Annotated in this window: 21 protein-coding genes and 1 pseudogene; 13 read left to right on the top strand and 9 right to left on the bottom strand. The window is 63.8% G+C overall.

Annotation, left to right across the window (positions count from 1 at the left end):
• Positions 1-87: 87 nt before the first annotated feature.
• On the top strand, positions 88-1,914 hold the full coding sequence (locus WKC72_RS19920; protein ID WP_370178583.1) for a sigma-54-dependent Fis family transcriptional regulator: 1,827 nt from the start codon (positions 88-90) through the stop codon (positions 1,912-1,914).
• 40 nt (positions 1,915-1,954) lie between these two features.
• Here WKC72_RS19920 and nudC read toward each other — a convergent pair whose 3' ends face one another.
• A complete protein-coding gene (gene nudC / locus WKC72_RS19915; RefSeq protein ID WP_370184412.1) occupies positions 1,955-2,851 on the bottom strand; it encodes an NAD(+) diphosphatase in 897 nt (298 codons plus the stop codon).
• Between the two features lie 104 nt (positions 2,852-2,955).
• On the opposite strand from nudC, the pseudogene WKC72_RS19910 reads away from it, so the two are divergent.
• A pseudogene (locus WKC72_RS19910) lies at positions 2,956-4,355 on the top strand (IS1380-like element ISRop1 family transposase).
• 268 nt (positions 4,356-4,623) lie between these two features.
• Here WKC72_RS19910 and WKC72_RS19905 read toward each other — a convergent pair.
• Both WKC72_RS19905 and WKC72_RS19900 read right to left on the bottom strand, forming a co-directional pair.
• A complete protein-coding gene (locus tag WKC72_RS19905) occupies positions 4,624-4,911 on the bottom strand; it encodes a Dabb family protein (RefSeq protein WP_370178581.1) in 288 nt (95 codons plus the stop codon).
• Positions 4,912-4,996: 85 nt separating this feature from the next.
• Positions 4,997-5,740, bottom strand: coding sequence for an alpha/beta fold hydrolase (locus WKC72_RS19900; protein ID WP_370178579.1), 744 nt, complete (start codon positions 5,738-5,740; stop codon positions 4,997-4,999).
• Between the two features lie 228 nt (positions 5,741-5,968).
• Between WKC72_RS19900 and WKC72_RS19895 the strand changes: the two genes are divergently transcribed.
• Complete coding sequence (locus WKC72_RS19895; RefSeq protein ID WP_370178577.1) at positions 5,969-6,901, top strand: alpha/beta hydrolase; 933 nt, start codon at positions 5,969-5,971, stop codon at positions 6,899-6,901.
• Between the two features lie 24 nt (positions 6,902-6,925).
• Here the strand turns inward: WKC72_RS19895 and WKC72_RS19890 are convergent, their stop codons facing one another.
• Complete coding sequence (locus tag WKC72_RS19890) at positions 6,926-7,681, bottom strand: IclR family transcriptional regulator (protein ID WP_112298461.1); 756 nt, start codon at positions 7,679-7,681, stop codon at positions 6,926-6,928.
• 151 nt (positions 7,682-7,832) lie between these two features.
• Here WKC72_RS19890 and WKC72_RS19885 point away from each other — a divergent pair, with 151 nt between their 5' ends.
• The 3 genes from WKC72_RS19885 to WKC72_RS19875 are packed head-to-tail and all read left to right on the top strand — an operon-like array spanning position 7,833 to position 11,244.
• Positions 7,833-9,056: a CaiB/BaiF CoA-transferase family protein gene (locus WKC72_RS19885; RefSeq protein ID WP_128638337.1), complete on the top strand. Its 1,224-nt coding sequence runs from the start codon at positions 7,833-7,835 to the stop codon at positions 9,054-9,056.
• 14 nt (positions 9,057-9,070) lie between these two features.
• Positions 9,071-10,216, top strand: coding sequence for an acyl-CoA dehydrogenase family protein (locus WKC72_RS19880; RefSeq protein WP_370178574.1), 1,146 nt, complete (start codon positions 9,071-9,073; stop codon positions 10,214-10,216).
• A complete protein-coding gene (locus WKC72_RS19875) occupies positions 10,216-11,244 on the top strand; it encodes an acyl-CoA dehydrogenase family protein (RefSeq protein WP_370178572.1) in 1,029 nt (342 codons plus the stop codon). Before WKC72_RS19880 ends, WKC72_RS19875 begins: the two co-directional genes overlap by 1 nt.
• A gap of 111 nt (positions 11,245-11,355) precedes the next feature.
• Here WKC72_RS19875 and WKC72_RS19870 read toward each other — a convergent pair whose 3' ends face one another.
• The 4 genes from WKC72_RS19870 to WKC72_RS19855 form a co-directional block, all read right to left on the bottom strand.
• On the bottom strand, positions 11,356-12,156 hold the full coding sequence (locus WKC72_RS19870; protein ID WP_037227213.1) for a crotonase/enoyl-CoA hydratase family protein: 801 nt from the start codon (positions 12,154-12,156) through the stop codon (positions 11,356-11,358).
• A gap of 170 nt (positions 12,157-12,326) precedes the next feature.
• Positions 12,327-13,232 carry an alpha/beta hydrolase gene (locus tag WKC72_RS19865; protein WP_370178570.1) on the bottom strand — a complete coding sequence of 302 codons (906 nt, stop codon included), beginning with the start codon at positions 13,230-13,232 and terminating at the stop codon, positions 12,327-12,329.
• 45 nt (positions 13,233-13,277) lie between these two features.
• Positions 13,278-14,894 (bottom strand): flavin-containing monooxygenase, encoded by a 1,617-nt coding sequence (locus WKC72_RS19860; RefSeq protein ID WP_370178568.1) that lies wholly within the window; start codon positions 14,892-14,894, stop codon positions 13,278-13,280.
• Between the two features lie 105 nt (positions 14,895-14,999).
• Positions 15,000-16,472, bottom strand: a complete 1,473-nt coding sequence (locus tag WKC72_RS19855; protein ID WP_370178566.1) for an aldehyde dehydrogenase family protein — start codon at positions 16,470-16,472, stop codon at positions 15,000-15,002.
• A gap of 1,212 nt (positions 16,473-17,684) precedes the next feature.
• Here WKC72_RS19855 and WKC72_RS19850 point away from each other — a divergent pair.
• A complete protein-coding gene (locus WKC72_RS19850; protein ID WP_370178564.1) occupies positions 17,685-18,092 on the top strand; it encodes a hypothetical protein in 408 nt (135 codons plus the stop codon).
• A 48-nt stretch (positions 18,093-18,140) separates the two neighbouring features.
• Here WKC72_RS19850 and WKC72_RS19845 read toward each other — a convergent pair whose 3' ends face one another.
• Entirely contained in the window at positions 18,141-18,425 is a 285-nt protein-coding gene (locus tag WKC72_RS19845) for a YciI family protein (RefSeq protein ID WP_037227226.1), read from the bottom strand.
• Between the two features lie 520 nt (positions 18,426-18,945).
• Between WKC72_RS19845 and WKC72_RS19840 the strand changes: the two genes are divergently transcribed.
• From WKC72_RS19840 to WKC72_RS19815, 6 genes are all read left to right on the top strand, one after another.
• Positions 18,946-19,338, top strand: a complete 393-nt coding sequence (locus WKC72_RS19840) for an SDR family NAD(P)-dependent oxidoreductase (protein ID WP_235214288.1) — start codon at positions 18,946-18,948, stop codon at positions 19,336-19,338.
• A gap of 225 nt (positions 19,339-19,563) precedes the next feature.
• On the top strand, positions 19,564-20,349 hold the full coding sequence (locus WKC72_RS19835) for an SDR family NAD(P)-dependent oxidoreductase (protein WP_370178561.1): 786 nt from the start codon (positions 19,564-19,566) through the stop codon (positions 20,347-20,349).
• A 432-nt stretch (positions 20,350-20,781) separates the two neighbouring features.
• Positions 20,782-21,570, top strand: coding sequence for a FadR/GntR family transcriptional regulator (locus tag WKC72_RS19830; protein ID WP_370178558.1), 789 nt, complete (start codon positions 20,782-20,784; stop codon positions 21,568-21,570).
• A 213-nt stretch (positions 21,571-21,783) separates the two neighbouring features.
• Positions 21,784-23,424, top strand: coding sequence for a GMC family oxidoreductase (locus WKC72_RS19825; RefSeq protein ID WP_370178556.1), 1,641 nt, complete (start codon positions 21,784-21,786; stop codon positions 23,422-23,424).
• The gene (locus WKC72_RS19820; protein ID WP_370178553.1) at positions 23,421-23,846 is read left to right on the top strand and encodes a hypothetical protein; all 426 of its coding nucleotides are present in this window, start codon (positions 23,421-23,423) and stop codon (positions 23,844-23,846) included. Before WKC72_RS19825 ends, WKC72_RS19820 begins: the two co-directional genes overlap by 4 nt.
• A 46-nt stretch (positions 23,847-23,892) precedes the next feature.
• On the top strand, positions 23,893-25,374 hold the full coding sequence (locus WKC72_RS19815) for an aldehyde dehydrogenase family protein (protein ID WP_370178551.1): 1,482 nt from the start codon (positions 23,893-23,895) through the stop codon (positions 25,372-25,374).
• Positions 25,375-25,406: the final 32 nt, after the last annotated feature.

Below are 25,406 nucleotides of genomic sequence, written 5' to 3'. Positions count from 1 at the left end.
AACGGGACACACCCACAGATGTGAGCCAGGTTACATTGCAAGGAGGGTCAGCTCGGAAAACCCCCTGACCAGTGATGTAAGGTGGCTATGAGTATCGACAAGGCGGGCCGCGAGCCATTGAACGAACGTGAACGATTCTGGACATCAGCGCCATCACGAGAGAGCCAGGAGTTGAGCACCCTCCGACCCGAGATCGAGGCGTCATGGCGGCGGTGTGAAGTTATCGGCGTCTCGTCCGGCGATGGCGACCTTCCCTACACGCCGGACGTCGATCGTGACAGCCGGTTGAGGAGAGCCGCCGATCCCGTGATCGACAACCTCGTCCTACACCTGCAGGACGCCCCCGCAACCATCCTGCTGGCCGATTCCGCCGCTCAGATCGTCGACCGCAGGGCGGGTGACGCAGGGTTGCGAGCGCGTTTGGACCGCGCCTATGTGGCACCCGGTTTCCGCTATGCCGAGGAGGACACCGGCACCAACGGGATCGGCACCGCGTTGGAGGAGCGACGACCGTTCCAAGTCAGCGGTGGTGAGCACTTCCGTGAGGCGCTGCAGAGCCTGGCGTGCGTCGGTGTTCCTATCGTCCATCCGATCACCCGCACCGTGGAGGGGATACTCGACATCACCTCCAACCTGTCGGACTCCAACGCGTTGATGGGCGCCCTGGCGCAATCAGCAGTTCGCGAAATTCAGTCGCGCCTCTACGCCGAGTCCTCCGATCGCGAGCAACTGCTTCTCCAGTCCTTCCTGCAGGCCTCTCGACGCGGCTCCTCTGCAGTGGTGTCCTTGAATCAAGATGTCATCATGACCACTCCGATGGCCGCACAGATCATCGACACGTCCGACCAGGCGCTCCTGTGGGATTGGGCATGCCGAATGCTGGCCGGCCGAGATGAGTTCATCGGGGAAGTCAGGCTCGCCGACAACGTCACGGTTTCCGCAACTGCACGTAGAGTCGGAGACGCCCGAACGCCGGCGGGTATCGTCATCGAGATGCGGCCGCATCCCCGCGATACGAAGAAGTCGTCCGCCCGTCAATTGGCGTCGGCCTCCCCCGTCGAAAGACGCACGGAGACTGTCAAGATTCCCGGCCGCAGTTTGTCGACGAAACGACTGCAGACCGAACTCGAGCGACTCGCCGCGATCGACGCACCTGTGCTCGTCACCGGAGAACCCGGCGCCGGCAAGTTCTTCGCCGCGAGCGCCCTCCACCGGATGCAGGATGCCGACGGTCATTTCACCGTGTTCGACGCTGGTACCGCCTCCGTCGACCCCGACGCGTGGATTGCCGGACTGGTCAATTGGAACAAGGTCGACGGAGCCCTCATCATCCGGCATCTCGATCTCCTGCCGGAACAACTGGTCTCCAACGTCTGCGCGATCCTCAGCGAGGCCGTCGACAATCGCGCTCACATCATTGCCACCGCCGGCGAAGGGGTCCGTCAAGGCCCCGCCGGACGACTGTGCGATCACTTCATGCGCCGCATAGAGATCGATCCACTGCGACTTCGGTCCGAAGACATCGCCGACATCAGTGTCGCCTTACTACGTAAACATTCCCCGGACCGCAACGGCCTGCGACTGCAACCCACTGCTTTGCAACTGCTGGTCGCGCGGGACTGGCCGGGAAACGTCAGAGAGCTCGAATCGGTTCTGGCGTCATCGCTCCTGCGGTCGATGGGCTCCGACATCGGAGTGCAGCATCTGCCCGACGGATACCGCGACGGTGATCTACGCCGCCGAAATGCCTCGACGTCACTCGAATTGGCGGAGCGTGACGCGTTGCTCAGGGCACTCGTCGAGACCGACGGCAACAAACTACTGGCTGCGCAACGCCTGGGGGTAGCTCGCTCCACCCTCTACCGCAAAATGCGCGCCCTGGGAATCGACGGAAGCCGGTTCCTTCCGCAGTAGTGCCAGGCGATGACGGGACCGTGCCGATCGAGACAGAGCGTCAATCACCGGCTCGTGCCCAGGCCTCGAGCATGCGCCTCGCAATCGAGACTGCGCCGGGCAACAACACGCGCGCATCCGCCGAGCTCGTCCAATCCCCGGCAGCGAGAGCCTCCTGCACCTCCGCGCGGGTGCACCAGAGAGCCTCGCCGATCTCGCCATCCATGAAGACGAGCTCGTCTCGAGGGTCGGCCGTGGCATGGAATCCGAGCATGAGGGAGCGTGGGAAGGGCCAGGGCTGACTTCCGACGTAGACCACATCGGAGACGACGAGACCGACCTCCTCCGCAACTTCCCGTGCCACACAGCTTTCCAGGGACTCACCCGCCTCGACGAAGCCCGCCAGCGTCGAGAAGTTCCGTGCCGGCCAGTTCGCCTGCCGCGCCAGCAGTACTCGGTCTGCCCCGTCGTGCACCAGACAAATGATCGCCGGATCGGTACGCGGATATTCCTCCCGGCCGCACGCCGTGCACACGCGCATCCAACCACCCGAGGTGATCGTTGACGGCGCCCCATCCCGCGCGCAGAAATGGGCGTCGCCCTGCCACGTCAGCAATGCCAACGCTGTGACATACCGGTCGGCGTCAGCAGCATCGAGGAGTGCTCCGTGTGAGCGCAGGTCACCGACCTCGACCTCGGTTCCCGCAGAAAAATCGTCAGCGAGGAACTCGTCCCGCACCGCCCACTCGTGGACCGTGCCACAGACGCCGAGCAACACGGCGCGCGCGGGAGGCTCGGAGTAGAGATCGGCGGCCGGTTCCAGCATCAGTTGTCTGTCGACAAGCCGGACTTGACCGCGACCGTTCACGCGAAGTATTCGGGCATCCGGCCACGCCTCCACCCACGCAGCCGCGTCGTCACGCACCGAGACGGGACGACTTAGCCTGGATCCACCGATGTGGTGTCGGGGTAGGTGAGTCGAAACGGCGAGATGCCCTTGCGTGCTGAAAGAATTGGACTTCTCACAGAACCAGTTCGATCGACACGAAGGGCATCTCTAGGGTGCAACTATCCCACACCCACCCGGTGACGGCCTCGGCGTTCGACGACCGCAATCTCCTCGCCGCGGCCGGACTGGTCCCGGTCCTGGGGTTGGCTCAGGACTGCGGCCTCGATGACCTGGCAGACGAGCATCTGACGCTGCCCACCGACAAGGGCGCACACGCGGGCCGGAAGGTGACCGCACTGGTAGCGGGCATGGTCGCCGGCGCCGACAGCATCGACGACATGGCGCTGCTGCGGCACGGCGCCATGCCCACGGTATTCGACCGCCCGTACGCCCCGTCGACGCTGGGCTCCTTCCTGCGGACGTTCTCCTTCGGGCACGTCCGCCAACTCGACGCCGTCGCCGCCCGATTCCTGCAAGGCCTGGCCGAACGAACACCGCTGGTCGGTGGGCCCGAATCAGGTGGGCGGATCCTCGTCGACCTCGACGACACCATCGTCGAGGTGCACGGGCACGCCAAGCAGGGTTCGGGCTACGGATATACGGGGGTCCGGGGTTGAACGCGCTGATCGCCACCGCCACCACCGACGGGCGGGCACCGGTGATCGTCGGCCAACGCCTGCGCCGCGGCGGCTGCGGATCCCCACGCGGGGCATCCCGGATGGTCAGCGACGCCCTCGCCACACTCGGCCGCCTGCGCCCGCAGCTGTCACCGGGGTCTGTGCTGGTGCGGGCCGACTCGGCCTTCTACGGGCACCCGACCGTGTCCGCGGCACTGCGCTCCGGCGCCGACGTCTCGGTCACGGTGCGGATGACCGCGACGGTGAAGGCGGCGATCGCCGCCATCGACGAGGATGCGTGGACCCCGATCGAATACACCGACGCCGTCTACGACGAACAGGCCGGCCGGTGGATCTCCCGCGCCGAGGTCGCCGAGATCGACTTCACCGCGTTCACCCGCCTCGCCTCCGAGCGGACACCGGGCCGGTTGGTGGTGCGCCGCATCCCCGACCTGCGGGAACACACCGATGGTCAGGGCACGTTGTTCGACGCCTGGCGGTTCCACGCGTTCTTCACCACCACCGACCCCGCCGTCCTGGACACCGTGGCCGCGGACAAGATCCACCGCGGGCACGCGATCATCGAGCAGGTCCACGCCGACCTGAAGAACTCCGCGCTCGCGCACCTGCCGTCGGGGCGGTTCGCCGCCAACAGTGCCTGGCTGGTGCTTGCGGTGATGGCGTTCAATCTCACCCGCGCCGCCGCCACCCTCACCGGGGCCCGCCTGGCCAAGGCGACGACCGCCACCATCCGCCGGACCCTGATCTCGGTCCCGGCGCGGATCGCGTCCTCGGCCCGCCGCCTCACCCTGCACCTGCCGCGGCGCTGGCCCTGGGAATCCGAATGGAACCAACTCTTCACCCACACCCGACATCGAAGACCCCAGGTCACCTAATCCGCCCGGCCACCCCCGGCCCCGACCCGAAAGACCCAGTGGAACAACCCGACACATCGGTCGGGCGATCACCCACACCCCTGACAGCCCATCAACGGCCACAACCGAACCCATCACCCGACCCGCCCCTATCGGTGGATCCAGGCTTAGGGCACCACGTGACGGGGCCTGCCCGGTATGTTCGACATACACCACTGGATCACAACTTTCGGAAACGAGCGACACTGTCGACCGGACCGTCGTTCGACGAACGACGGTCCCGTCGCGTCTATCGCGAGGCGAATTCGATCTGAACGGACGAATACGATTCGGCCATCACCGAAATGAATTCCTGGACGAGGCGCACATGATCGGGATGTGCCAGGTATGTGCGAAAGTCGGGGACGTCTTCGAAGGTCGCGGAGATTGCGTAGTCGCCGCTGCCGGGCTTGAGGGCAAGATCCCTTCCGTAACGGTATTCCACGACCTCCGGAATATTCTCCGAGACTGCGCTCAGAGCTTCGTGGAAGGACTGAATGTACTCATCACTGATGTCCTGCTTCCATTTGAACGTCACAACGTGATTCAACATGGTGAGAATCCTCCCTGGATTCGTAATTCGAACGTGGCATAGTCGGAACCCGGATTGCGTCCCGGTCAGATCAGTACAGAGATTGCTCCGCCAATGCCACCGTCTCCGGAGCGTTCTCCACCATGGGGTAGTGCCCGGCTTTGCCCTTGACGGTCTTCAGGTACCCGTTCTTCAAGGCCGCCAACGTGTCCCCGAGATATTCGGCGGTGACGAACGGGTCGCTCTCACCCACGATCAGGGTGGCAGGCCCTTCGTAGGTGCCAATCCGATCGAGGAAGTCGGGACTGGTCCAGTTCTTCAGGTAGGACTGCCAGGTTGCCTGGTCCATCGTCGAGCGGTTGCGGTCGACGAGGTTCTTCAGATCTGTCTCGTCGATGTATGGTGCCAGTGCGCCACGGATGGCTGCACCCGGGTCTGCCCAGGCCCCGGCAAAGGAACAGTAGGTCGCTTCGTCGAGACGGGTACCTGCCGGGGAGACGGGCGTCAGTGCGACGACCGAGGTCACGCGTTCAGGTGCGAGGGTCGCCACCCGAAGCGCTGTGGTGCCCCCCATCGAATGTCCGAGAACGGAAAAGGTCGACCATCCGAGCTGATCGGCGGCGTCTAGGGCGACCGCGGCCATCCCGTCGATTCCGTCGGCCGGTGCTTCGGGACGGTTGACCCCGTATCCCGGAAAGTCGAGGTACGCGTAGGTGAAGCGGGACTGATCCGTCCGGGCGCGGGCGGTGAGCCATACGCTGCTGTCCAGCGCCCAGCCGTGCAACACCAGGATCCGATGGTCACCGCTTCCTTCGATCGCTGCAATCGCGTTCACTGCCGTTCCTCTCTGTCGGCGACGCTGAAATTCCAGCCGTCTGTTGATCACTCCGAATCAAACTAGAACCGCAGGGCGTCGGCGTGTCCGATTGTGAAACACACGCCCGTGACGCCGGGGGGCGCGGATGCGTGTGTGATTTTCGGACACTCCCCGCGCCGAACGCACCCATAGGGTGGCTCCACCTGTCGGCTGAACAGACTTGCTCATGACATGAAGGAGAACACCATGGCACTCGATCCTGCGGTCAAGAATTTGATAGACACTTTGAACGAGCAGGGACTGAAGTCGTTCGAGCAGATGAGCATTGCTGAAGTCCGTGGGGTCGTCGAGTCCTTCAGCGACCTCCAGGCACCGAACGCGGACGTCGCTCGTGTCGTCGACACGGTCTACCCCGGCCCCGGTGGCGACCAGGCAGTGCGTCTCTACATCCCGGAGTCCGAAACACCTCTGCCGATCGTGGTGTACATCCACGGCGGTGGCTGGGTCGCCGGCAGCCTCGACGTCACCGAGCAGCCGTGTCGCGCGCTCGCCGCCGATGCGAAAGTCATCGTGGCTGCACTGAGTTACCGGCTGGCTCCCGAGCACAAGTTTCCTGCCGCACCCGAAGATGCGTTCGCGGCACTGAACTGGGTGGTCGAGCACGCAGCCGACTTCGGTGGCGACGGCACGCGCGTAGCCGTGATGGGTGACAGCGCCGGAGGCAACCTGGCCGCGGTCACAGCCCTCCGGGCACGCGACACCGGCGCCCCGGCACTGCGCGCTCAGGTATTGATCTATCCGGTCATCGACGGCACGGCACGATTCCCGTCGCGCGAGGAGAACGCCGAGGGGTACTTGGTCACCACGGCGGCCATCGACTGGTTCTGGGAGCAGTACCTGGCCACCCCGGAAGACGCCGAGAATCCCTACGCCTCCCCGGCCAAGGCCGCGGATCTGGCGGGGCTTCCCTCCACCCTGCTGTTGCTCAACGAATACGAGGTCACTCGGGACGAGGGCGTGGACTACGGCCGGAGGCTGGCCGACCAGGGCGTCCCCGTGCAGGTCGAACTGTATGAAGGCCTTGTCCATGCCGTGTACTGGATGACCGGCGCCATTCCGCGCAGCGCTGAACTGCACGGTGCCGTCGTCGAATTCCTCGGCAAGCAGTTCGCCGGCTGACCACGGTGTCCCGGGTCGGCTGCATTACGGTCGTACGCTGCGATCGGACCAACTCCGGGCACCTTGCTCCAAGAGGGCGACCAGCCTGTCGCGCTCCTTCGTGATCACGGTGTGTGGTGCGATGACTCCGACGGCGGCGACGGTCTTGCCGTTCTCACGAACCGCGACCGAGACACCGTCGCCGTCGGTCGACTCGTTGGGGGAGGCGCAGATTCCGGTCTGTTCGATCTCCGGTAGGGCAGCGAAGAACCGCTCGACAGTGTCGCGATCCTCGTCGGGCAGAGTTTGGATGTACGCCCAGAGGTCCCGCTTCTCCATCCCGGCAAGCAGTATCCAGCCGCCGGAGGTACGGATGAGCGATCGCCTCACGTAATTCTCGGCGAGGTACGCGAACTTTGGGTCGGAAGAGCAGTAGTCGACGTAGAAGATGTTCGGACCGACGGCGATCGACAGCACGGTCGTCAAGCCGGAACTCGCGTGGACGTCTTCGAGGTCGGCGTGCGTGACCGTCGAGACTGGCTGCCGTCCGGCGAGGCGGTTGAGTAGATACGGGGCACTGCCGAGCGAGTACCGTCGCTCGTGCTCCTCGAGATAACCCGTCGCAACGAGGCCGTTGACGAGACCTTGCGTCGAACTAATCGGCGCGTCGAGCTCTTTGGCCATCCCACTCAAGGTGAGTCCGGTGCGGGATCGGGCTACGAGCTCGAGTATCGCAGCAATGCGGTCCACGGTTCGATGGCGACTGCGGCCTCGAACATTGAGGGTGTCATCTGATTGCATCACGGCACATTCTCCCTACAGGCACTGCTCCATCCGAGCGGTCACCACCACTCTATCTTACTTATATCTGTAATTCGCTCCCTTATTGCGGAAAACTGCTCAGGCTGACATAGTCCTTGAAGTGCTTTCTGACGCAGCGAAAGAGGTTTCAGTGGAACTCACACCCGGCGCTCTTCATGGTCTGCGCGTCATCGATCTGACGACCGTGATCATGGGCCCCTTCGCCACCGCAACCCTCGCCGACATGGGCGCAGACGTCATCAAGGTCGAGAGCCTCGACGGTGACATGAGCCGAGATATAGGTGCCCGCCGCCATGAAGGTATGAGCGCTCTGACACTCAACCTTCAGCGCAACAAGCGCAGCATCGCGATCGACCTCGCCTCCGCGGAGGGCCGCGAGATCCTCGACGATCTGGTGCGCAACGCGGATGTGTTGGTGACGAATCTACGGCCGCGCTCCCGGCAGAAGTTGGGCATCACCTACGAGCGACTCTCGGAGAACAATCCGGGACTGATCCTCTGCACCGCACAGGCGTACGGCTCCGAGACCGCCTTCCGGGACTACCCCGCCTACGACGACATCGTGCAGGCCGCGTCCGGCGCCGCGAAACTCGCGGAACTCATCGACGGAGAACCTCGTTATGCCCCATACGTCATCGCCGACAAGGTCGTCGGGCTCTACATCGTCATCGCCGTCCTCGCCGCCGCGATGGAGAAGAACCGCACCGGCCTCGGCCAGGAGGTCGACGTGCCGATGGTCGACGCGATGATCGGCTTCAATCTCGTCGAGCACTTCGGTGGCCACACCTTCGTCCCCGTGGAAGAGAACTTCGGATGGGCGCGCGTGCTGACACCGGAACGAGTCCCGCACCAGACGGCCGACGGCTGGATCTGCATCATGCCGTACTCGGCGAAGAACTGGAACGACTTCTTCATCATCGCCGGCCGCGCCGATCTGGTGAACAACCCCCGCTACGCCTCGGTGAACGACCGCCACACCCACATGGGCGAACTTCTCTCGGCGATCCGTGCGGCCGTCCCGAGCCGGACCACGCGGGAATGGTTGGACTTGTGTCAGACACAGGGAATTCCCGCGTCCGACCTACTCGATCTCGCCCACGCACACGAGAACGCCTACGTCCTGGACCAGGGATTGATCACCAAGCGTGAACATCCCACCGAAGGCGAGTATTACGCCACCCGCACTCCGTTCGCGATGTCGCGCACACCGATTTCGTTCAGCCGACACGCTCCCCTGCTCGGTGAGGACACCTTCACGATCCTCGAAGATCTCGGTTACTCCGCCGACCGCGTCCATGCGCTGGCCGATGCATCCGTCGTCACGGCGACATCGCCTCAGGCCACCTCCTCCTGAACGGAAGAAACATCATGACCAAGCTCAGACTGGTGCCCCCGGTCTCCAGTGATCCACACGCCATGGACGACTTACGGACCGAAGTCCGTGGGTTTCTTGCCGAGCAGCTCAGTGAAGGCAAGATCCGCCGACAGGTCGACTCCTGGTTGACTGGCTGGGACGAAGACTTCACACGTGAATTAGCCGCCCGCGGATGGCTCGGCATGACCGTGCCGGCCGAGTACGGCGGCCACGGTCGCCGCCACCTCGAACGGTTCGTCGTCACCGAAGAGTTGCTCGCCGCCGGCGCCCCCGTCGCCGCCCACTGGATCGCCGACCGGCAGATCGTCCCGTCGCTGCTGAAGTACGGCACCGAGGTCCAGAAGCACAAGTTCTTGCCGGCGATCACGCGCGGAGAATGCTACTTCGGTATCGGTATGAGCGAACCGGATTCCGGGTCCGACTTGGCCAGTGTGCGCACAAAGGCCACCCGGGTTGACGGAGGGTGGTCTATCACCGGAGCCAAGGTCTGGACCTCCGGTGCTCATCGCGCTGACGCGTTCATCTGCCTTGCCCGCACCGCCCAACTCGATCCCGCACATCGACACGATGGCCTCAGCCAGTTCATCGTCGATCTGCACGCCCCCGGAGTCGACATCCGGCCGATCATGTCGATGAACGGGCAGCACCACTTCAACGAGGTCCTCCTCGAGGAGGTCCTCGTCGAGGACGAGATGGTCTTCGGCACCATCGACAACGGGTGGCAGCAGGTCACCTCGGAACTCAGCTTCGAACGCAGCGGCCCGGAGCGATTCCTGTCGACGTTCGTCCTACTCGCGAAGACCGCCGAACAGATGAAGCAGGGAACCTTACCGCGGCATTCGAATCTGGGCCGGTATCTCGCACGGATCGCCGGTCTGCACCAGATGTCGACCGCAGTGGCGGGCGCACTCGAGCGCCACGAACCCGCCGACACCGCCGCAGCCGTGGTCAAGGTCCTCGGGACGTCCACCGAAGGCGACATAGCCGACTTCGCCGACCTCCTCACCGATGAATCTTCGCCTCCTCGGTACACCTCGATGCTCGAGGACGCCATCGTCCAACGCCCGGGATTTACTCTCCGTGGCGGCACCAACGAAGTTCTGCGCGGCGTGATCGCGCGGGGATTGGGGATGCGCTGATGCACGCACCAACCACGGTCGACGCGGACCTCACCGACATGATGTCCGCGGTCTTTTCCGATCACCGGGAACGGAACGGGCCGGAGGACGGTATCGCCACGTGCGATCCCTCTCTGTGGGCACAACTCGACGAACTGGGTCTTGTCCGGCTGACCGGCCGCGAAGAGACCGGCGGCAGCGGCGCAGGCTGGTACGAGGCCGCGGAACTCTTGCGCGCCGCGGCATCACACGGGGTCCGGATTCCTCTCGCCGAACACGACCTGCTCGCCGGTTGGCTCCTCGAAGAAGCCGGCCTACCGATGGACAATGCGCGCCTCACCGCATGCGTACTAGACGAGAAAGGCGTCGCCCGCGGCGTGCCGTGGGCATCCCAGGCAGACAAGATCGTCACGGTCTGGCGGAAGAACGACACGTACGTCGTCGCCGACCTCGAGACAACACTTTTCGACATCACCTCCGGGTCCAACCTCGCCGACGAACCCCGCGACATCGTTTCCGCCGACACGATCGCATTGTCGGGCACCCCAGTGTCGGACTCGGCGATCCGACAACTCTTTCTGCGGGGCGCCCTCATCCGAGCGCTGCAGGTGTGTGCCGCCCTCGACCGCATCCTCGATCTCTCCGTCGCCCACACCACCGAGCGAGTGCAATTCGGACGCCCACTGGCCAGATTTCAAGCCGTTCAGAACCTGGTGGCTGACATGGCAGCAGAAGCTTCCCTCGCCCGAACAGCGACCGAAGCAGCACTGACGGAAGCGGTCCGCACGCAGTGGTCGAATGAGAACCTCGAACTCCTCATTGCCGTCGCCCGGTCATGTGCTGGACACGCGGCATCGGTCGTCGTCCGTAACGCCCACCAGGTGCACGGTGCGATCGGCACCACCCGCGAGCACAGGCTGCACGAATTCACCAATCCCGCCCTGGCGTGGCGCTCAGAATTCGGATCCGTCCACTACTGGGACGACACCTTGACTACCGCCGCTCTCGAAGCAGGTTGCGAGAATATCTGGGGCCTCATCACCCGCTGAAGTGCCCAGGCGCCACCAGAAGGGGCACCAGTTTCGCGAGCAGACCTGAAAGAAGAACTCCGTGGAAGCATCCAATTCGCATCCACGGAGTTCTTCGGTTTCTCGGGCACGTCACTCGCCGGTGAAGGCGGCAGTTCTCTTCTCCATGAAGGCATTGACTGCCTCCGTGTGATCGGTCGTCTGCTGAACCAGCGCCTGCATGGCAGCGGATAATTCGAGGAGACTGTCGAGGCTTTGGTGCTGTCCCTCGCGGAGGAGCCTCTTGGCCATCCGTACCGAGTGTGGCGGATTGGCGGCCACCCGGCCGGCGAGCGCGCGAGCTTCGTCGAGCAGCTTCTCCGGCGCAACGACACTGGAGACCAATCCCCACTCGAGTGCCTTGATCGCGTCGACACGGTCACCCGTCAAGATCATCTCTGCCGCCCGCGCCATCCCGACGGCCTTGGGCAGCAGCCACGCGCCACCGTCACCCGGGATGATTCCGAGCTTGACGAAGCTCTCTGCAAAGAATGCCTTTCCGCTGGCAATGCGGAGGTCGCACATGAGGGCGAGGTCGCATCCGGCACCGATTGCAGGGCCGTTCACTGCTGCGATGAGCGGCACGTCGCAGTTGTACATGATCCGCGGAATCCGTTGTATCCCAGCTCTGTAGCCATCCCGTTGTTCGTGAGGCTTCCCCCCGAACAATCCGCGACGATTCGCCATGTCCTTGACGTTTCCGCCGGCGGAAAACGTCGATCCGGCACCGGTGACGATGACAGCTCGCACACCGTAGTCGGCGTTGACGGCCTCGACGCAGGCGACCAATGCGTCGACTACCTCCATCCCGGAAATAGGATTGCTCTGCGCGGGTAGATTAATCGTCCATGTCTCGATGAACCCGTCGCGTTGGACGAGGACTGGACTATCCATGGGTGTATCTCCCCTATCTTTCACTGCGGATCGATCGTTCGACTGGTGCCCGACCGGCACGCGAACGAACTCGTCGGCGGCGAGCCAGACAGACCGCCGCCGCCGACGAGCACGTTCATCTCTTGCTGCCGAGAGCCTTCGCGTTCATACGCACGCGGCGCGGGCAGACTTCAGGCGAGGCCCAACTTGGGTCGCAGCCACTGGGCAATCCGGCTCACCGCTTGATCCGCCTCGGGTGCCCGTCCCGCGTTGAAGTGAAATACATGCTGTTGCTCATCGACCACGTCGAGCACGACCTCGCCGCTCACCTTCTCGATCAATTCGGCCAACCGACGTGAGTCGTCCAGCAGCGTCTCGAAGCCTCCGACCGATACGTACACCGGAGGGAAGCCGGTGTAGTCGTTGAGCAGGGGGTTCGCGCGCGGGTCCGTTGCATCTGCGGGTTCGGAGAGGAACATCTCCCGCATCATTTCCAGAACCGCCCTCTTGGCCAGTACGTCGACCGCGTCGTTCGATTCGACCGTCAACCCCTTGAACTCCATATCGAGCCAAGGCGAAAGCGTGACGACGGCAGCAGGGGTGGGTAGTTCCAAGCTCGCGAGTTCGAACGCTGTCGAGATCGCGAGATTGGCACCCGCCGAGTCGCCGACAGTCGCCGTGTACTCCGCCTTGGAACCTTGCGTGCGAAGCCACTTGTGGACGGCCATACAGTCTTCGAGTTGGGCCGGGTGCTTATGCTCCGGCGCGAGCCGATAGTCCACGATCAGGGCGTGAACACCCGCCAGTTTAGCGAGGTGTGCTGCGAGCTTGCGGTGTGAGAACCGTGAACCTGTCACGAACCCACCACCGTGGGTGAAGACAATCACGCGGTCCTCGGCGGCCCCCAAAGGCTTGGCCCACGTTGCCGGCACACCGTTGGCTGTCACTTCCTCATAGGTGACGTCGATGGGTTCGATGGTCGGAAGATGCCACTCTTCGAACATATCTCGCTGACTGGCGAGGTCCATTCCTTCGGACCGCGTAAGCCACGAAGCGTACAGGTCGTTGAGGAACAGGGATTCTTTGCTCACGGACATGTGTTGCTCACTTTCATCACTACTCGAGGGAGGCAAATTGACTGCTCAGGAAAGCGTGAAGCCCTTGTATCCCGCACATACGGTCTCGTCCCACTTGGCCAGGTAGAGGGGAAGACCACCGGGGTAGTTCAGCAACTGCCGCGGCTTACCCGGGACGTTGGCACCCATGTACCAGGAGTCGGCTTTGTCATAGAGCGCCTCGGCCGTCAGCTCGGCGACGTGATCGGACCAGGCAGCATCCGCGTCCGCCTCGGATTCGATGCGGTTCAATCCGTTGTCCCGCATGTAGTCGATGGTGTCGACGACGAGGTCACCTTGGATCTCGGCGCAGCTGGGCCCGTTGCAGAAGCCCGACGGGCTCAGTGGTCCGTAGAGGAAAAGCAGGTTGGGAAATCCTGCCGTTGCGACTCCGAGGTTTGCCCGCACACCATTCGACCACTTGTCCCGGAGCAATGTACCGTCGGTGCCGCGAATGTCGATAGCGGTCAGGCCACCGGTGACGGCGTCGAAGCCCGTTGCATAGACGATGATGTCGAACTCGTGCTCTTCCGATGTGGTCTTCAGCCCGGTGGGCGTGATCGTCTCGATCGGGTCCTCGTGCAGATCGACGAGGCGCACGTTGTCCTGGTTGAAGATGTCGTAGTACGTCTGCTCCAGCGAGGGACGCTTCACGCCGAAGGGGTACGCCTTCTTCATCGGCGCCAGCTTCTCGGCAATGACCGGGTCCTTGATCCGGGCACGCGTCCGGTCACGCCAGAACTCGTAGGCCGTGTCGTTTGCGTCATCCTCGACGAAGACGTCTTGGTACGTTCCGAGCCAGAACTCGAAACCGCACTCCCACAGTCGCTCATAAGTGGTGATTCGCTCCTCCTCGCTCACCTCGAGGGCTGACTTGGGTATGAAGTCGAAGTCGAAGCCGGAGAATGACGCCGAACGACGACTGAATCTGTCCGCCAGATCGAACTTGATCTTCGCGTTGTCCTCGTCGGTGAGCTGGCGCTGTCGCATCGGGAGCGCCTGAACGGGGGTGCGCTGGAAGATGGTCAGCTGTGCGGCCTTCTTCGACGCCTCCTGAGCGACCTGCACACCGCTTGCGCCGGTACCGATGATGGCGATTCGCTTTCCCGCGAATTCGATTCCGCCTTCGGGCCACAGACCGGTGTGGTGGTTGGTCCCTGCGAAGCTGTCCATTCCCGGGAGCTTCGGGAAGATCGGCTTTGCCGCGAATCCGGTGCACAGAACGAAGTACTTGCAGACGAAAGTGCTTCCGTTCTCCGCGGTCACGGTCCAGGTGTTCGCCGTATCGTCGAACTCGGCGGAAATGACCCGGGTGTTGTAGTAGATGTCCTTGCTCAGATCGAGCTTCGCGTCGACGTACTTGAAGTAGCGGCGCAGTTCGTCACCTCCGGGATAGAGCTCGGAGAACGCGAATTCATCCCATAGGTCGGGGCGCGTGAACTGGTAGATGGGACCTTCGCTGTCCACTCGGGCACCCGGGTAGCGGTTCCAGTGCCAGATTCCGCCCAGACCCTCACCCGCCTCGACTACTTTCACCGAATAGCCTCGACTCCGCAGATTTTCGAGCTGGTACAGCCCGGCGAATCCGGCTCCTACAACGAGAACGTCGAGTACTTCGGTCACGGTCGGTGCGGCAGTGCTCATGTTGGTCTCCTCTTGATGCCAAGGGCTACTTGGGGGTTTGGCGATTGCGCTCTGTGTCGCAGAAAGTGAAGAGCTGAATGCGGGGAAGCTCGTCCGGTCCAGCTTCTAGGTCCAGCGGACATACGCAGTCTTGGTGGTTGTGAAGAAAGTACGTGCGGCCTTGCCCTGTTCTCTGCTCATGCTGCTCGAGCCTTTGAGGCCACCGAACGGCACATGCGGCTCGACACTGCTCGTCTCGCGATTGACATGCACCAACCCCGATTGTGTGCGCCGGATGAAGGTCATCGCCGTCGCGATGTCTCTAGTGAACACTCCAGAGGACAGGCCGTAGTCCGTGTCGTTCGCGGCCTTCAGCGCACCGTCGAATCCATCGACCTCCTGCACGGTCACGACTGGCCCGAAGACCTCCTCCCTGACGAGCCTGCTTGCCTCCGACACCCCGGCCAGGACTGTTGGTGCGATATAACAAGTGTCGGAGTCGAACTCCCTTCCCGTAAGGAACTCGGCGTTCTCGTCGTGGGCGAGTCGCAGGTATCCGGCCACCGTGTCACGTTGCTCCACCGAGGCAAGGGGCCCGATGTCGGTGGCTTCGTCGTACGGATCACCGACTACGAGCGCGTCAGCGTGCTTCACCAGCAGTTCTCGTAGTCTGGGAGCGACGGCGCGGTCCACGTAGACCCGGCTCGTCGCTGTGCAGCGTTGTCCCGTGTGGAGCATCGAGCTCTTCACGATCTGTAGCGCTGCATCCTCGACATCGGCGTCGGCGAGAACAATAGACGGGTTCTTGCCACCCAGCTCGAGCTGGACCTTGACGTTGCGATCGGCGACGGCCTGACGTAGTCGCGACCCGACGGCACCCGAACCGGTGAATGTCAAGGCTGCGAGTCGCGCGTTCCCGGTGAGTGCCGCCGAAAGCTTTCTACCGCTGCCCGTCACCAGGTTGAGGACCCCCGCGGGCAACCCGGCTTCTGCGAGGATCCGCGTCAGAAACACTGCGGATCCGCAGGCCGGTTCTGCAGGCTTCCACACAACTGCGTTCCCGAAACCTATTGCCGCCGCGATCTTCCATGCCGGAAGCGCGAAGGGAAAGTTCCACGGTGTGATTGCACAGACGACGCCGAGCGGCTCCTCTACCGTCATCAGCATCGTGTGTGGATCAGCACTGGGGTACGTCTCTCCACTAGGCTGTAGGATCTCACCGGCGTAGTAGCGGAGAATGGCGACACTTCGCAGGACCTCGGCGCGTGCGTCGCGGATCGCCTTCCCCATGTCTGCGGTGATTGTCAGGGCAGCGTCGTGAACGCGGCTTTCCAAGAGATCAGCGGCAGAACGAAGAAAGTCCGACCGCTGAATTGCTGTCGTCTCGGACCACTCTGGTTGAGCACCGGCGGCGGCCGCATACCCAGCCTCGACATCACCGGGAGTCGCCGAAGCGTAGATTCCCGTCACACGGCGGAGATCGGAGGGATCTACACGCTCGAAAGTGTCGGTGGCGGTGCTCCATCGACCTGCGATATACAACGTTCTCCCGTCAGCGATCGACGACGACAGTGCTGGGTGGTCCAAGCTCATGGACATCTTGTTTCCCCGATCTGTGTAGGCGCAGAAATGGTTGGAAGTTCACCACCCGGCGCGGACTTGAATTGCCTGATCACCCGTCCACGCAACGCGGCAGGCGTGCCAGTACGAGAATCTTCTCGACTGTTCTGTAGTCCGCACTTTCACCGCGGGCGGGTCGATGTCGGACTTTCCGTGCTCAGTGCAGTAGAGCGACGGTAGTCAAAGTAACTGGGACAATCACTCGCTTGTCCCCAAAGGACTTGCACTCAGCACTCTTTGAAGAATCGCAGGCATCACAACACGCTGCTGCCTGGCTCTTTTAGCCGGCACCCGGACTGGCGTGGTCCGCCCAGCGACTCGACCTTCTCGACATCCGCTCCCGTTCGCGAATCTACGGCGGCGTAAGGAGGCGTCGAATCGTGTGAGGACGATAGCTAGTGGACCGTCCAACGCCGCGGCCACCTTACAAACCGATTCAGCAATGACTATCCCAAGTGACCTGGAACACCTTGCAGGGCAAGCATGACATCCAAACCCCGGAAACACAATAGGAGATTAAATTACTTATATAAGCATTTTGCCGAGCAGGGTGGATCCGCGACGAAACCTGGCGGGATCGAGGAGGTGGGCAGCATAGATGATCGATTTCGCCGCCCGATCCTGGAGTCGACGGCTTTGACCGGCACCGAATAGCTTTGTCCAACAATACAAATAAACTGAGCACTCGCTGAGTTCCACATTGATTCCGGGGATTGGTCGAATCGGGCTCCACGGCGTAGACGAGCGATTTCGCCGGCACACCCGCGCTCCACTCACGACCTGCGCAACATACTCTTGGAACAGCCGCGTCCAATCTGTTTTGTGCGCAAAGACTTCGAAACCCGGCCTTCGTAAGCAGGCATGACCGTCGCCCCGGTCCCGACGTCATTTGTCGAGCGAGAAGGCTACGGGGTTGGCAGCTGTGACTGTGGCTGAAACTACAGCACAAGTCGAGAGCGTAAGTAGAGTGCCATCTTTCGCGCCGCACAGGCGAGCGGCGAACAAGGCTGCGGCAGTGAAACACCGTTCGTAGGGAAAGAGGGAACTTCACTGCCGTGGCTTGAACTCACTGTTCAAGTTCTTACGGATCCGGATTTGGTCGCCAAGGTGATCGACACCGTCGGCCTGTACTTGAATCCACAGACAGCACCCTCGTGCTGTGCGTGGACGAAGAAGTAGCGGATTCGGGCCATGGGCCGGACCGCACCGATGCTGTCGATGCGGATCGGTTCGCTCGGGCAGCGCAAACCGCGACATCGCCTTCAGGAGTTCCTTCTCTTCCTCAAACACCTCGCCCGCGCCTACTCGGAGCGGCAGCTGTATCCGGTGAAGGACTACGACGCCACCAGGCCGAAGTCCGTGAGTGGCTGGCGAAAATCCTCGTATTCATGTATTCCACGCCCACCTCGCATCATGGATGAACCTTGCGGAGGTGTGGTTCAGACTATTCGAACAGCAGGCCATCCACCGCGGACCTTCAGCTCCGTGAACGAGCTGACCACCAAGATCCGCACCTTTGTCAACGGATGTAACACCCGCTGTGCGCCGTTCGTCTGGACCAACACCGCCGACCAAGTACTTACCGAAGGCAAACCGTAAAGATACTTCGACAACGAGCCACCAGGGACTGAGCGTGCCGCATTGTCGCTAGATGCCGACGAGTGGGCCTATGACTGGATTCCATTGGTAAATGCGCTGCTCTACGACGACGCCCTGCTTGACGTAAGGATCCTCCGCAAGCAGGGAACGCAAGGCGTCTTCGCTGACCGCTTGGAATACCAGTAGGGCTCCGGCGCCGTCGGCCCAGGCGCCGGCCTCCTGCAGCACGCCTCGGGCAGCGGCATCCTTGACGAAAGTCAGGTGTTCGGCATGCGCAGCCTCTTTGACCGAGGCATCGGTGGTGTACGACCAGATCACAGCGAACAAGGCCATGGTTACTCCTCAAGTGGGGGGATGGGACATGAAACGGCTCCGAATATGCACATGGAGTGCGCACCTGAGAAGGTTAGAAGTACGGATGAGGTGGCTCGTGTCCTATTTCGCAACACTGGGTCGTCTTGAATAATGGATCGAACCCGGTCTGTGCTCGGCCCCGGTGATCTCATGATCTGCCCGCCCGGACACGACGCCTGGATTCTCGGCGATGCGCCCTGCGTGTTCATCGACTGGACCGGCGTCGCCCACTACGCCGAACGTAGACGACAGCGCCGTGTCCACCCGCTCATCACGCGCGCGGTGACACGGACCGAAGCGTTCCAGTTCTTGGTGGAGCGGGGCTCCATCGAGATGCTCGGGGCGGAATCAGGTGCGATTAGAGGCCCCTCTTACGCGTGATTACCGGCAGGTCAGTTCGTGGAGCTGCCAAGGTGCGCATCACCGCTCGCCATAGGTGAACACCCCCCCAGATGACCTTCCTTCCTTCCCTCCCTCCACCCACGTCCACACCACGGTTATGGACCTGTTCCGGCTGGACGGCAACGCCGCCCTCGTCACCGGTGCCTCCCGGGGCCTCGGCCACGCACTGGCCATCGCACTCGCCGAGGCGGGAGCCGACATCCTCGCCGTCGATATCGGCGAACTCGACCACGTCGCCAAGGAGGTGCTCGCCCGAGGGGTTCACTGCGCCACGCGCACCGCCGACCTCAGCAACCTGACACCCGACACCGCGGCCGAGCTGATCTCCTGGGCCAAAGCCGAGTTCCCGCATCCGACGATCCTGGTCAACAATGCGGGCATCATCCGCCGCGGCCCCGCGATCGAAACAACGCCCTCGGACTGGTCGGCGGTGCTCGACCTCAACCTCACCAACCCCTTCCTGCTCAGCTCTTCGCAGGAACGAGTGTGAGCACTTCTCCAAACGGAAGATAAGCGGGAGATAAGTAGGCTGCGCAAACCAGGGCCTCGGGTCACCTACCAGGGTAGGTTTTCGGCAATCGAACCATCTTCCCGCCCGGTCGTCGAATCCTTGACCGAGATATTCGTGTAACCGACGAATGCCCGGTCGCGACGCTCCGGATCGGTTATCCCGCAACGGTTCTTCCGATCGCGATCCCATACCTCGAGGAAACACATGCTCTCTTGCACAGCTAAATCCGGACTCGTCACCGGCGCCTCCGGTGGTCTCGGCCGGGCTACGGTCCTGGCGCTGGCCGCCCACGGCGCCAATGTCGTCGCCCTGAGCCGCAACGCCGACAAATTGCAGGAAACCGCACAGATGGCCCACGGCCTGCAGGGGACCGTCATTGCCGTACAGGCCGATGTCACCGACGAACCGAGCGTGGTCGACGCCCTCACGCAGGTCGAGACCAGCTTCGGAACGCTCGACTTCGTGGTCAACAACGCTGGGCGTCAGATCGAACGGAGCTTTCTGGAGACCACCAACGAGGACTGGGACATCATCGACGTGACAAACGTGCGCGGCCCCTTCTGGGTGTGCAAATACGCCGCAGCAGCGATGCTGCGACACGGCCGCGGAGGAAGCATCGTCAACATCGCCTCCGTACTGTCGGTGAGGGCCGACCCCATGCTGACCGCGTACACCGCCAGTAAACACGCGGTCCTCGGACTCACTCGCAGCATCGCCGTGACGCGCCAGTTGGCGCGCGCCGGGATCCGCGCCAACGCGGTACTTCCCGGCGACATGAACACCCCGATGGTTCAGCAGTACTTCGCTGCCCACGCCGACCCGGAGCTGGCACGGCACGAAATTTCCGCTGCCTATCCGATGGAGCGCATCGCCGAACCCGCGGAAGTCGCCAATGTGGTGCGGTTCCTCGTGTCGGACGACGCGTCGTTCATCAACGGCGCAGCCATCGTGGTCGACGGCGGACTCGGCGCGGCGCTGTACGCGAACTGACGTCGCGGCAGACACACGAAGACACCGCTACGCGCTTCTCGCTGAGGAGCCGACGACGTTCCTCGGCCGCCCTCCCTGTCAACACGAGCACGGTCGCGGCGCTCGCGGGTGTCAATCCTCTGACGCCGGCGATGAGCAAACTCCGACAAGGCGATCCCACCAGCACAGGTGCGCTGACAGAAGGCCGATTCCGCGTTCACCGGGCGCAGTACGACTGTGACACCGTGTCGAGATCGGTCTCCGGCGAGGGCGGCACGGACTGTCACCACTTCCTGCGCGCTCTCGACCGCGAACTGAGCCGCCGGCCGGCAGGTGCGACCGCACTGGCGGGAAGATGCACCCTGGACAGGTAGAGCCGAGCCCGCGAGAAACAAATCTGTATCCCCAGCGGACATAACGACTGGCCATATTTGGCAGATATCTTACATTACAATGGAGACGCGGACGGCAACGTACAAGGAGGCAATCGTGAGGGACTTCAGGCCGGTACGGAGCCGTAGCGCGGGCGGCGACGTCATGCATCAGATTATCGACCGCATCAAGTCTGGTGAGCTGCGCGAAGGCGATGTCCTGCCCGGGGAGCGGGCGCTCGCCGCACAGATGGATGTCTCGCGTCCGACGGTCAGTAGCGCGATCTCCAAGCTCGTCGAGGCGGGCATCCTCCGGAGCCGCCCGGGTCGGCACGGCAATCCCGAGGTGATCTCGATCTGGATTCCCGAGGGCCTCGAGAATTTGCCGGAGGCCGACCCGCTCCAGGCGGACGAGATCTTCCGCATTCTGGAGGCGCGCAAGACCCTCGAGCCGCGCGTGGCGCAGCTGGCCGCCGTGCGTGCCACGGACGAGCACTACCAGCTGATGCAGCATTCGATCGATCTGCTGCGCGCCCACAAGGACCACCTCAGCCGGGCCGCTCAGGCCGAGCTGCTGTTCCATCGGACCATCTGGCGCGCCGCGGGCAACCCGTCGCTCGAGGCGATGATGAAGGGGCTGGAAAAGGAGCTCGCGCCCGTCCACGACATGATGCTGCGCACCCCGGAAGACTACGAATGCGGGGTGGAGTTGCACGAAGCGACTCTGGCGGCCCTCAAGCGGGGCGACCCTGTCGAGATCGAGCAGGAGATGTACCGCCATCTCGGCCACTTCGAGAGCATCGTCGCGGACGTTCTCCAGCGCACCCCGCATCGGCAACTGCCGGCCTTCCTCACCGCGGGAGTCCCCTGACCCGCGCCCTTCCCTTCCCCTGAGGCGGATGATCTGACGATCATCCGCCTCATTTGTATTTACCTTGCCAAAAATGGCCAAGTTAATTATCCTCTTGGGTGTGATCGGCGTCTCGGCGCCGCGTGAGTGAACAGACGAGTGAATGCGCGACCTGCGGTTGCCGTCTCGCTCCGGTACAACCCGAGGCCGTTGAGGCCGGGAGGAGATATCCCGATGACAATCGGCGATGGGGCACCTACACCTTCGGATCGGGCGGATGTCCTGATCATCGGCGCCGGCCCGTCCGGTGGTGTCGTGGCCGAGCACATGGCCCGGCACGGGTTTTCGGTCGTCTGCCTGGAGCAGGGACGCTGGGTCAACAGCGGCGAGTTTCCTGCCGTCAAGCCGGAATGGGAGTTGCTGGCGCAGAAGCAGTGGTATCCCGAGCCCAACGTGCGCGGCACCGCAACCGACTATCCGACGAACGTGTCCGAGTCGGACGTCTCCCCGGTGATGTTCGCGGGCGTCGGGGGCAGCACGCTGATCTACAGCGCGCACTGGATGCGACTGCTGCCCTCGGACTTTCGCGTCAGGACCCTCAATGGTGTCGCCGACGACTGGCCGATCACGTACGAGGACCTCGCCCCGTACTACGACCGGATGGACGCCGCCGTCGGCCTCGCCGGGCTCGAAGGCGACCCGATGTACCCCGACGGCATGGTGCCGCCGCTGCCCCCGCACCCGATCGGCAAGATCGGGCGGATCGCGGCCCGCGGAATGAACAAACTGGGCTGGCACTGGTGGCCGTCCCCGAATGCCATTGCGTCACAAAAGCATGGTGAGTTCGCGCGCTGCGCCCGGTGGGGCACCTGCGAGACCGGTTGTCCGGAAGGGGCGAAGTCATCCTTCGACCTCACCCACTGGCCGACCGCCATCCGGCACGGCGCCCGGCTGATCACCGGCGCCCGGGTCAGCACGATCACCGTCGACGCCAAGGGCCGCGCGGACGGCGCCGTCTACGTCGACGCCGCCGGACGCGAATACCGGCAGAAGGCCCGCCTGGTCGTCGTCGCCGCAAATGGCATCGGCACCCCGCGCCTGCTGCTGCTCTCCGCGCACGGAGGCGCCCCGAACGGGCTGGCGAACTCGTCCGGTCTGGTCGGCAAGCGGCTGATGCTGCACCCGAACGCCGAGGTCACCGGCATCTACGACGAGCCGCTCGACAGCTGGCTGGGGCCGGCCGGGCAGGCCATTCACTCCCTCGAGTTCTACGAGACCGACCCTTCCCGCGGCTTCGTCGGCGGCGCGAAGTGGCAGGTGATGCCCATCGGTGGACCGCTGCGCGCGCTGTCGCTGCACGATCGACGTCCGTTCGCCGAGAAGTGGGGGCCTGCCGTGCACGACCGTATGGACGAAACATTGGGCCGCGGCCTGCAGTGGGGCATCAACTCGCAGGACATGCCGGAGGAGACCAACCACGTCGATCTCGACCCGACGCTCACCGATTCGAACGGAATCCCCGCTCCGCGGATCCGGTACCGGTTGTCGGACAACACGAAGAGGCTCTTGCAGTTCAACCTCGAACGCGCCGTCGAGGCACACGAGGCCGCCGGAGCGGTGCGCACGGTGGCGACCGACCTGTGGCCGGAGCAGCCCGGACACCTGCTGGGCACCGCCACGATGGGCACCGACCCCGCCACGTCGGTGGTCAACGAGTGGAACATCGCGCACGACGTGCCGAACCTGGCGATCGTCGACGGCAGCGTGATGCCCACCTCGGGTGCGGTCAACCCGACCGCGACCATCACGGCACTGGCGCTGCGCGCCGCCGAACACCTGACGAACAACGCACGCTGGCAGGAGATTTCCGAATGACCCACCTGAGCGAGCAGGAACGGCAAACGCTCTGGCGCGTCGCCGACGTCCTCATACCCGCCACGACGACCCGGCCCAGCCTCCGCGACGCCGACCCCGAGTGCATCTGGCTCGAGCGAGCTCTCACGGCACGCGCGGACCTGGTCGGTGCGCTGCAGGCGGAGCTGGCACTGCTGGCGACGGCCTCCGACCTCGAACCGGCAGTCGTCGACCTGCACGAGAGCGACCGGGCTCGGTTCGACGTGGTGGCCACGGCGGTCAGTGGCGCCTACTACCTGGTCCCCGAGGTACGTGGCCTGATCGGTTACCCCGGTCAGCATCGCAACCCGCCCCGACTCGAAGAAGCCGCCGAGGAACTCTCCGACGAGATCTTCGAGGCAGCGATGAACTATCCCGGCTCCTACCGGCCGGCACCTCGATAGCCCCCCGCCACCCATCACACCGGCCTCACAGCAAAGGACTCCACCCATGACCCTCTCCACGATCGGCTCCGACCAGCGTTCGGTTCTCCACAAGCTCGCGGGACGAGTGACCGGCAACTTCATCAACGGCCGCTGGACCCCGTCGAACTCGCCGGAGACCATCACGGTGCTCGACCCGTCCACCGGCCGCGAGATCGGAACGGTCCCGGCCTCTTCCGCTGCCGACGTCGACGCAGCGGTCGCCGCCGCCCGCGCCGCGCAGCCCGGATGGGCGGCCCTCACCCCCGCCACCCGCTCGAAATTCCTGCTCGACATCGCCACCCTGACCGAGGAACTTCTCGAGGAGATCTCGATCATCGAGGCCGTCGATGCGGGCAAGCCGATCACCGCGGTCCGGGACGAGGAACTGCCCGGGGTGATCGACGCAATGCGGTTCTTCGCCGGCGCCGCCCGCACCCTGCCGGCCCCCTCCAGCGGCGACTACCTCGAGGGCGTCTCCTCGATCATGCGCCGCGAGCCGATCGGCGTCGCCGCAGGCATCACCCCGTGGAACTACCCGCTACTGCAGGCGGTCGCGAAGGTGTTCCCCGCGCTGGCCACCGGCAACACCTACGTCCTCAAGCCCGCCGAGACCACTCCGTACTCGACCGCGTGGCTCGCCGAGATCGTCACCCGGGTGCTCCCGGACGGGGTGTTCAACGTGGTTTTCGGCACCGGCGCCGTCGCCGGTGACGCACTGGCCCGGCACCCGAAGGTCGACGTGGTCTCCTTCACCGGATCCATCGACACCGGACGCAAGGTCGGCATCGCGGCCGCCGACGGCGTCAAGAAGGCCATCATGGAGCTCGGCGGCAACTCCCCGGTCATCGTGTTCGGCGACGCCGACCTCGAATCCGCACTCGATGCGATCGCGACCGGCGGGCTGTACAACACCGGCCAGGAGTGCATGTCCGCGAGCCGGGTCATCGTGCACGGGCCCCTGCTGGACGCGTTCGTCGACGGACTGAAGAAGCGGTGCAGCAGGGAGAAACTCGGTGACGTCCTCGACCCCACCACCACAGTGGGTCCGATGAACTCGGCCCTGCAGCGTGACCGGGTGCTCGCCAAGATCAACGGCCGCAGCACCGGCGCCCAGGTGGTGTCCGGCGGCGAGAGCTGTGAAGGCGACGGGTTCTTCTTCCCGCCGACGATCGTCGTCGATGTCGCCGACGACGAAGAACTCGTGCAGGAGGAGATCTTCGGGCCGGTGTTCACCGTGCAGACCTTCGAGACCGAAGAGCAGGCGATCGCGCTGGCCAACGGCACCCGGTACGGGCTGGCGTCGTCGTTGTTCACCAGCAACGTCGGTACCGCCACCCGCGTCCAGAACGCGTTGAACTTCGGCACCGTGTGGGTCAACAACCACCTGGTGTTCGCCGCGGACCTGCCCGTCAGCGGATTCGGGGCGTCCGGGATCGGCACCGAGAACGCCGAGGCCGGACTGCTCGAATACACCCGCCTCAAGCACGTCATGGTGGACAACCGCTAACCGGCCGCCGCGACCCCGACCCCACCATCCCT

The sequence above is a fragment of the Rhodococcus wratislaviensis genome, assembly GCF_041228765.1.
Taxonomy (GTDB): domain Bacteria; phylum Actinomycetota; class Actinomycetes; order Mycobacteriales; family Mycobacteriaceae; genus Rhodococcus_F; species Rhodococcus_F wratislaviensis.
Note: the sequence above shows the minus strand (reverse complement) of the source record. Positions and strands in the feature narration are given on the sequence as shown.

Bases quoted from the DNA above. Each gene is read 5' to 3' on its own strand.
- WKC72_RS19920 (WP_370178583.1), top strand. From the start codon at position 88: ATGAGTATCGACAAGGCGGGCCGCGAGCCATTGAACGAACGTGAACGA.
- WKC72_RS19895 (WP_370178577.1), top strand. From the start codon at position 5,969: ATGGCACTCGATCCTGCGGTCAAGAATTTGATAGACACTTTGAACGAG.
- WKC72_RS19890 (WP_112298461.1), bottom strand. From the start codon at position 7,681: ATGCAATCAGATGACACCCTCAATGTTCGAGGCCGCAGTCGCCATCGA.
- WKC72_RS19880 (WP_370178574.1), top strand. From the start codon at position 9,071: ATGACCAAGCTCAGACTGGTGCCCCCGGTCTCCAGTGATCCACACGCC.
- WKC72_RS19875 (WP_370178572.1), top strand. From the start codon at position 10,216: ATGCACGCACCAACCACGGTCGACGCGGACCTCACCGACATGATGTCC.
- WKC72_RS19870 (WP_037227213.1), bottom strand. From the start codon at position 12,156: ATGGATAGTCCAGTCCTCGTCCAACGCGACGGGTTCATCGAGACATGG.
- WKC72_RS19865 (WP_370178570.1), bottom strand. From the start codon at position 13,232: ATGTCCGTGAGCAAAGAATCCCTGTTCCTCAACGACCTGTACGCTTCG.
- WKC72_RS19860 (WP_370178568.1), bottom strand. From the start codon at position 14,894: ATGAGCACTGCCGCACCGACCGTGACCGAAGTACTCGACGTTCTCGTT.
- WKC72_RS19855 (WP_370178566.1), bottom strand. From the start codon at position 16,472: ATGTCCATGAGCTTGGACCACCCAGCACTGTCGTCGTCGATCGCTGAC.
- WKC72_RS19850 (WP_370178564.1), top strand. From the start codon at position 17,685: ATGGGCCGGACCGCACCGATGCTGTCGATGCGGATCGGTTCGCTCGGG.
- WKC72_RS19845 (WP_037227226.1), bottom strand. From the start codon at position 18,425: ATGGCCTTGTTCGCTGTGATCTGGTCGTACACCACCGATGCCTCGGTC.
- WKC72_RS19840 (WP_235214288.1), top strand. From the start codon at position 18,946: ATGGACCTGTTCCGGCTGGACGGCAACGCCGCCCTCGTCACCGGTGCC.
- WKC72_RS19835 (WP_370178561.1), top strand. From the start codon at position 19,564: ATGCTCTCTTGCACAGCTAAATCCGGACTCGTCACCGGCGCCTCCGGT.
- WKC72_RS19830 (WP_370178558.1), top strand. From the start codon at position 20,782: ATGGAGACGCGGACGGCAACGTACAAGGAGGCAATCGTGAGGGACTTC.
- WKC72_RS19825 (WP_370178556.1), top strand. From the start codon at position 21,784: ATGACAATCGGCGATGGGGCACCTACACCTTCGGATCGGGCGGATGTC.
- WKC72_RS19820 (WP_370178553.1), top strand. From the start codon at position 23,421: ATGACCCACCTGAGCGAGCAGGAACGGCAAACGCTCTGGCGCGTCGCC.
- WKC72_RS19815 (WP_370178551.1), top strand. From the start codon at position 23,893: ATGACCCTCTCCACGATCGGCTCCGACCAGCGTTCGGTTCTCCACAAG.